Annotated in this window: 6 protein-coding genes and 1 pseudogene; 4 read left to right on the top strand and 3 right to left on the bottom strand. The window is 65.7% G+C overall.

What is annotated here, in order from left to right; all coding sequences use genetic code 11:
• Together BT98_RS0119780 and BT98_RS0119775 are read left to right on the top strand one after the other, a co-directional pair.
• Window positions 1–368: tyrosine-type recombinase/integrase (locus tag BT98_RS0119780; protein WP_027297453.1), on the top strand; the 368-nt coding region annotated here is incomplete at its 5' end.
• 165 nt (window positions 369–533) lie between these two features.
• Window positions 534–1,466, top strand: coding sequence for a restriction endonuclease (locus BT98_RS0119775; protein WP_026033596.1), 933 nt, complete (start codon window positions 534–536; stop codon window positions 1,464–1,466).
• An 84-nt stretch (window positions 1,467–1,550) separates the two neighbouring features.
• Here the strand turns inward: BT98_RS0119775 and BT98_RS0119770 are convergent, their stop codons facing one another.
• From BT98_RS0119770 to BT98_RS0119760, 3 genes are read right to left on the bottom strand one after another with little or no spacing between them, the layout of a single operon-like run.
• Window positions 1,551–2,450 (bottom strand): plasmid partitioning protein RepB C-terminal domain-containing protein, encoded by a 900-nt coding sequence (locus BT98_RS0119770; RefSeq protein WP_019463293.1) that lies wholly within the window; start codon window positions 2,448–2,450, stop codon window positions 1,551–1,553.
• A 2-nt stretch (window positions 2,451–2,452) separates the two neighbouring features.
• The gene (locus tag BT98_RS0119765; RefSeq protein WP_019463294.1) at window positions 2,453–3,343 is read right to left on the bottom strand and encodes a plasmid partitioning protein RepB C-terminal domain-containing protein; all 891 of its coding nucleotides are present in this window, start codon (window positions 3,341–3,343) and stop codon (window positions 2,453–2,455) included.
• Window positions 3,343–4,908, bottom strand: coding sequence for a recombinase family protein (locus BT98_RS0119760; RefSeq protein ID WP_314316789.1), 1,566 nt, complete (start codon window positions 4,906–4,908; stop codon window positions 3,343–3,345). The genes BT98_RS0119765 and BT98_RS0119760 overlap by 1 nt, the downstream gene beginning before the upstream one ends.
• A gap of 882 nt (window positions 4,909–5,790) precedes the next feature.
• Here BT98_RS0119760 and BT98_RS0119750 point away from each other — a divergent pair.
• Together BT98_RS0119750 and BT98_RS27890 are read left to right on the top strand one after the other, a co-directional pair.
• A complete protein-coding gene (locus BT98_RS0119750; protein ID WP_155985214.1) occupies window positions 5,791–6,267 on the top strand; it encodes a transposase in 477 nt (158 codons plus the stop codon).
• Window positions 6,264–6,490, top strand: a pseudogene (locus BT98_RS27890) (IS3-like element ISAzo10 family transposase); the annotation flags it as partial. The gene BT98_RS0119750 and the pseudogene BT98_RS27890, both read left to right, overlap by 4 nt.

Below are 6,490 nucleotides of genomic sequence, written 5' to 3'. Positions count from 1 at the left end.
CCTTCCGGAAGGGGGCTTCCGACATCACCGGCGGGGGCTCCGATCGGGAGCGGCCGCTCTTTGTGGGCATGAGCAAGGCGGGGAAGCTCTCCACCGCCGCGCTGTCGGACAAGGCGGTGTGGCGGCTGGTGAAGGGGGCAGCCGAGGCGGCCGGGCTGGAGGGGTGGGAGCGCTTCTCGGGGCACTCGCTGCGCGCGGGGCTCGCCACCGCCGCCGGCGAGCGGGGCGCCGACCTCGCCCAGGTCATGCGACAGACCCGCCACCGCTCCGCCGAGGTCGCTCTCGGCTATCTGCGACCGGCCGATCTGTGGCGCAACAACCCCACCCGCGGGATCTGGACGGCTGCCGGGGATGACGGGATGTCCTGACCGTCAGCCAACGCCGTCAATGGGTTTCCGAGGTAGCGGGGTTGGAGAATCTGCCGCGTCCTTGATGAATTATCGCTCCGGCTGCACTTCCAGGCTGCCCGGATTGGCCCGAGGCTGTTTCCCGTCTGGCAGCACATTGCTGCCCAGCTGTCGAACCGGTGAGCGATGAGTATTCCAGATTTCCAGAGCCTGATGCTGCCGGTCCTCCGGCGCCTCGTGACCGGACAGGTCTCCACGGGTGAGCTCATCGAAGTTATGGCCGTTGAACACGGCCTGACGGATGAGGAGCGGCACACGCTGCTCCCGAGCGGCCGGCAGACGACGATCGCCAACCGCACGCATTGGGCACTGGCCTATCTCAGCAGGGCAGGCGCCGTCCAGCGCATCGCACGGGGTCGCTACGAGATCACGGAGCGGGGGCGCGGCATCCTGGCCGCCCCACCAGAACGCATAACCATTGCCTATCTGCGGCGCTTTCCGGAATTTGCTGCCTCCAGGACCGAGACGGATGGTGCTGAAACTGCCCCTCAGCCGGCACTGCCCGATCCCGCCCTCGACCTGGGGAGAACGCCCGAGGAGCGCCTCGAGGCAGCCGACCGGGATCTGCGGGCCGAACTGGAAACGATGCTGCTGGCACGCCTCCGCAAGCTCGATCCGGCGGCCTTTGAACAGGTCATCATCGATCTGCTGGTCAGGATCGGGTACGGCGGCTCGCGCCGCGATGCCGCCGAAAGGCTTGGACGCTCCGGCGATGGCGGCATCGACGGCGTGATCCGCGAGGATGTGCTCGGCCTCGATGCCGTCTACATCCAGGCCAAACGGTATGCGGAAGACAATACCGTGGGAGCTCCGGTGATCCAGGGCTTCGCCGGCGCGCTCCTCGAGCATGGTGCCAGCAAGGGGGTCTTCGTCACCACCAGCCGCTTCACGCTGGCGGCCCGCAAGGCGAGGGCAGCGTTCAGGGTGCACCGCATCGTGCTGCTCGACGGCTCCGAACTTGCCCGCCTCATGATCGAGCACGACATCGGCGTGCGCACCGTTCAGACGATCAAGATTCAGAAGATCGACCTGGAAGCCTATGAGGAAGAGGCCGCATGAGAAAATGCGACGACGTGGCGCTTAGCGTGATCTGACAGCTCAGCCTCTTCCAGCGGATGCAGCGGGTTTTGCGTTTTAGGAGGCTCAGGCCCCTGTTGGATCGGCCTCGGTGATCTTCTGGAGGCCGTCGAGAAGATCAGGATGGGATGCCCTGAGGTATCTTCCGATCCTCGGAACGGCGAGGAGTTTCTTCAGATAGCCGACGGTGACAGCAAGGTGGAGGTTGTCCGCCCCATAGCTCTGCTCCGCCACCTTCACCTCCCTTTCAAGATGCGCCGACTCCCGTTCCATCAAGGCCACTTGGTCTGGCGTGAGCCCCCGGACCTGCTTCGGCCTACTGCTCGGGACCAATTGGCTTTCCGGAGTGGCTGTAAGGAGGGTCATCAGGTAGCTGCGGGAGTAGCAGTTGAAGCCGATCATCATCTCGGCGACCGCGATCTGCCGCAGTGGCTGCATCCGGCGCAGGAGGGAGAAAGCGCTCAGCGCTACCGGCTTGTCCTTCAACATCTCGACTGCCTCCGGACAAACCCCATCCAGGGCACGGCGCTTCTGGCGGAGTGTCACCACGTCGATGTTGAGGGCACGGGCCAACCGCTCCTCCGGCACTTTCTTCTCGATGGCCCGCAGAATCATGCGGTGCTCCTGCACCGCCGCCAGTCGGCTGATCCGCTTGTTGTACGTGAAGGCCTCGTCGTCCGTGGCGACAAGGCACAGGACCTCCTCGGCACCTGCCAGACGCAGGGCCTCGATCCGGAGGTGGCCATCGAGAAGGAGATAAGTGTTCGGGTTCTTCGGATGGCGAACCACCACCGGCGGCTCGATCACCCCTACCTCCGCGATCGAGGCCACAATCTGCGCGAACTTCTTCGATCGCCGCACCTTCACGGTCACGGGTCGCAGCATCTGAAGCTGGTCGATGCGCAGCTGTATCCCTGCCGGCTCGAACGCCCGCGCAACTGATCCTTTGAGCCCCCCGCCATCCATTCCTATCCTCCCTCCGCTCCGGCCCCGAGGCGATCCTTGAGTGGCTTAGGCATGGTGAGCAGCCCCTCCGCACGGAGCAGCGTTACGAACCCCTCATCCGCGAGGAGTGTCCGAAGCGCCTCGACGACGAAAGCCAGGCGGTTTCGGGTGGAGGTGGCATTGCGGATTATGACGCGCTTCTTGTCGACATCCGCCTGGTAGGTCCGCAGAAGGGCGTTCACCGTCAACGCCTTCGGCTTGTTGCCATCTGGCGTCCTGACGCGCCTTCCCTGTACACGCCGCTGCTGGACGAGGCGTCTCGCCGCCAGGAGGCTGTTGCCGCGCAGCAGGTTCCGCTCGTAGGCTTCCTGGAGGACCTGCTGGACATCGTCCTCCTCCGCATCGGCAATCGCAATGGCGACGCTCACCGGCATCTGGCCGGCCTCCATGGCCCGTAGCAGGCGGGTCTCACCGCTCCCGAGGAGGCGCAGAACTCCCTTGACGTACTCGCCGGAGAGGCCGGTCTTCCGGGCTATCTCGGCATCGCTGTGCCCACGTCTCTTCATGCCATCGATGTCGTGGAGAAGGTCAAGCGCGTTGTGCTGCCGGCGAGCGACGTTCTCGACCAGCCCCATGACGAGGCACTCCTCGGTCCCGGCCGAGATCACCAGAGCAGGAATGGCCGCCTGTCCGAGTTCCCGGAAGGCTTCGAGGCGCCCCTGCCCGCAGATCAGATCGTACCGTGCACCCGAAGGGCTGGATCGCGGCGTCACGGTGATCGGACGCTTGAGACCGACGGCCGCGATACTCTCCATCATTTCCAGGAAGACCTTCCGGTTCCTGACGCGAGGGTTCACGACGTCGATCAGGTCGACCGGTATGCTCTGGATCAGCGGTGCCGGCTGCGAGGACATCAGGTCACCCCCGGGATGGTAGTGCGGGCCGCCAGTTCGAACAGAGGATCGAGAGACTCGAAGCGGAAGGCATCGAGCGAGAACCCGTTCTCCTCCGCGAGGCGCAGGCGGGTGAGACCCGTCTCGGCACGTGGCAGGAAGTAGTAGTCGCGGATAGCCTCGTTTCCCTCGTCAAGGCGGGCCGCGATGGTGATGTCGGGACGAAGGGCAGCCTCCATCCTCACATGCCACCGATGGGCACCCCGCGATGTCTCCTGATGCCGGGCCAGGACCAGGGATGCCGTGAATTCGTCGTTGAGGGTCAGGAGATCCGTTGCCGGATCACGGGAGACGACGCCCCCTGCCCCTTCGATCCCCGCGATGATCCTCCCGACGAGGCCAGGATACATCGCCCGAAGGGCACGGTTCACCTCGACGTAGCGGTAGTCCCGGTCGGGCGTGAAGCCGACGAGCTGATAGGCCCGGAGCAGACTCCCGAACCGGGTCGCGTACGCACCGCTGGACGGCAGGCCGTCCGTCTCGTCGATCACGAGACCCGATAGGAAACCGCGCCTCGACAGGAGGCCGTGCAGCGCCTCGAGCATCTCCTCATCGGTCAGGCTTCGCGATCGCTCCCTGATGATGATGTTGGCCGTCTCGAAAAGGCGACGGTCGACGACCGGCGGGAAGACGTCGTCGCGCCGGACCCACATCGCCGGCTCATTCCTGATCCGTGATCCTCCGAGCTTACAGGAGGTCCGGTTCCAGACGTTGTGCCCGGCATACTTCTCGTTCGTGAGCACCGCGTGGACCGCTCCACGGCTCCACGGGCGGCCGAGATCGGTGAGTTGCCCGCTGCGGTTCAGAAGCTCCGCGATCTCGCGTTCGTTCCTTCCCTCCTCCACGAAGCTGCGGAAGATCCAGTTGACAGTCTCCACCTCCTCCGGCGGCCCGGGAATGAGGACGACCCGGTCGGTCTGGATGCTTTTGTGCTCGCCACGTGACAGTCGGGCTTTCGGGGTGCCTGCGCCGTCGATGAGCTGGCGTCTCAGGCCGAACCCGGGCGGGCCGCCCTGGCGGTAACCCAACTCGATGAGGCGGCATTGCCCGGCGAACACCTTTGCCGAGAGCTGGCGGCTGTATTCCCCAGCCATGGCACGCTTGACGCCCTTGACGATGGTGGCGACTGGGCTGCCATCGTTCTCGAAGCCATCTGTGCAGTACTCGATGGCGATGCCGGACCGCTTGCAAAGATATTCGTAGTAGGCGCTCTCATCCGCATTCTGGAAGCGTCCCCAGCGGCTCACGTCGTAGACGAGGATCAGGCTGAAGTCGGCCCGACCCTCACGGACGTCGTCGAGGAGCGTCTGCAGGCCGGCGCGTCCCGAGATGCTAAGGCCACTTCTGCCATGATCGGCATAGGTGCGCACAACCTCGATACCGTGGGCCGCGGCATAGTGGCGGATGGCGTCCGTTTGGTTCTCCGTCGAGTATCGCTGATAGTCCGTCGACATGCGGACGTACTCGGCGGCCCTGGTCGGCCAGGCTTTATCCGGTCGGGCTGCGTCCGCCATCTCTCGTTTCACGCGCCGGCTCCTTTCACGAGCCCACTGGAGCCGAACGATGCGATCATGTCGGTATGGGGCCGACCCGAAGCGGCCGCGGTCCGACAGTCCAATGGAAGGGTAGTGCGGGAAAGGATAGGGACTGGTGGGAATGAAGGGCGAAAAGCAGCCTTCGAAGGGCAGAAAACTGCCCGATGGAGATGATCCTCGTAGCCACAGGGCGAGGTGTGCTTCGGAGCTGGGGGCAGCGCTCCGCAGGGGCATGACGTTGCACCGGACCCGAGCGAAGACAGTCATGCGATGGACTGATGCCGGGGAGCGCGCGGTGAAGGCTTGGCGCAGTGGGGCGAGCATCCCCAGGGGCGATCACCTGATCGCGCTGATGCGGCACTCGGACGAGGTATTCCTGGCGGTGCTCAGGCTCAGCCATCGATCCGGCGGAAGCGTGGCGGAGGTAGTGGATTGGAGGAACCGTCTCGCGGCCATCGTGGTGGCGATGGACCATGCAAGGGAGAAGTGGAGGAGGGAGGGGGCTGCAGGTCGTCCAGGACTTCGCTGAGACCGTATCGCTCGGTCCTGACCTCGCCCAGGTGATGCGCCAGACCCGACACCGCTCCGCCGAAGTCGCGCTGGGCTATCTACGACCGGCGGACCTGTGGCGCAACAATGTCACCAGGAGGGTCTTCGCACAGGCAGCGAAGGAGACGGATTAATGGGAGACGCCGGTCCGGCGCCCTCCCCCGGGTTCAGCCCGCCCTGGCATCCTTGCGACGGGCCTTTTTCACGCCGGCGAACACCGCTTCGCGCAGGTTCGGCGACGGCTTGAACCTCACCGTCCCCCCGTGTCACACGAGTTGTCGCCTCAATAGGATTACGCAATGAGGGGGCGCGGGTGGATCCGACGTGGCACGATACGGACAAGCATTCAGGGATCGCATCGTCGCGCGGCTGTTGCCGCCGGAGAGTGCGGCTCTCGAGGTGGTCTCCCGCGAGGTCGGCGTCAGCATCGGCACGCTGGAGCGCTGGCGGGCGCAGGTGCTGGCTGCCCCTGGTGAACTGGCCAACAGCCAGCGGTGGACGCCGGCGGCGCGGCTGGAGGCGGTGATCACCACTGCGGCGATGGATGAGGCCGCCCGCAGCGCCTGGTGCCGCGAGCAGGGCCTGTACCCTGCCGATCTCGAGGCCTGGAAGCATGACGCCATTGCGGGCCTGGGCGAGCCGCGGGCGGCCAGCGCCGCCGAGGCCCGGCAGGACCGGAGGCGGGTGAAGGAGCTTGAGCGCGAGCTGCACCGCAAGGACAAGGCACTGGCCGAAACGGCTGCCTTGCTGGTGCTCAGAAAAAAACTGACTGCGGTCTTCCGCGACGGCGAGGACGAATGACCTGCCTGGAAGACCGCCAGACCCTGGTGGCCGAGATCGCAGCGGCCTGCGCTGCCGGTGCCCGGCTGGCCCCGGCCTGCAGTCTGGCGGGCATCGACCTGCGCACCTTTCAGCGTTGGCGCACCGGTGATGGACAGGTCCGGGCTGATCACCGGCCCGCGGCTATTCGGTCCCGGCCTCTGCATACCCTGAGCGACGCGGAGCGGGCGCGCATGGTCGACCT

Source organism: Roseomonas mucosa ATCC BAA-692 (assembly GCF_000622225.1).
In the GTDB taxonomy this organism is placed as follows: Bacteria; Pseudomonadota; Alphaproteobacteria; order Acetobacterales; family Acetobacteraceae; genus Roseomonas; species Roseomonas mucosa.
The sequence above is the reverse complement of the archived record's forward strand: the minus strand, read 5'-3'. Positions and strand labels throughout refer to the sequence as shown.

What these genes read in the sequence shown, in the direction of transcription:
- BT98_RS0119775 (WP_026033596.1), top strand. Translation starts at nt 534, where the DNA reads ATGAGTATTCCAGATTTCCAGAGCCTGATGCTGCCGGTCCTCCGGCGC.
- BT98_RS0119765 (WP_019463294.1), bottom strand. Translation starts at nt 3,343, where the DNA reads ATGTCCTCGCAGCCGGCACCGCTGATCCAGAGCATACCGGTCGACCTG.
- BT98_RS0119770 (WP_019463293.1), bottom strand. Translation starts at nt 2,450, where the DNA reads ATGGATGGCGGGGGGCTCAAAGGATCAGTTGCGCGGGCGTTCGAGCCG.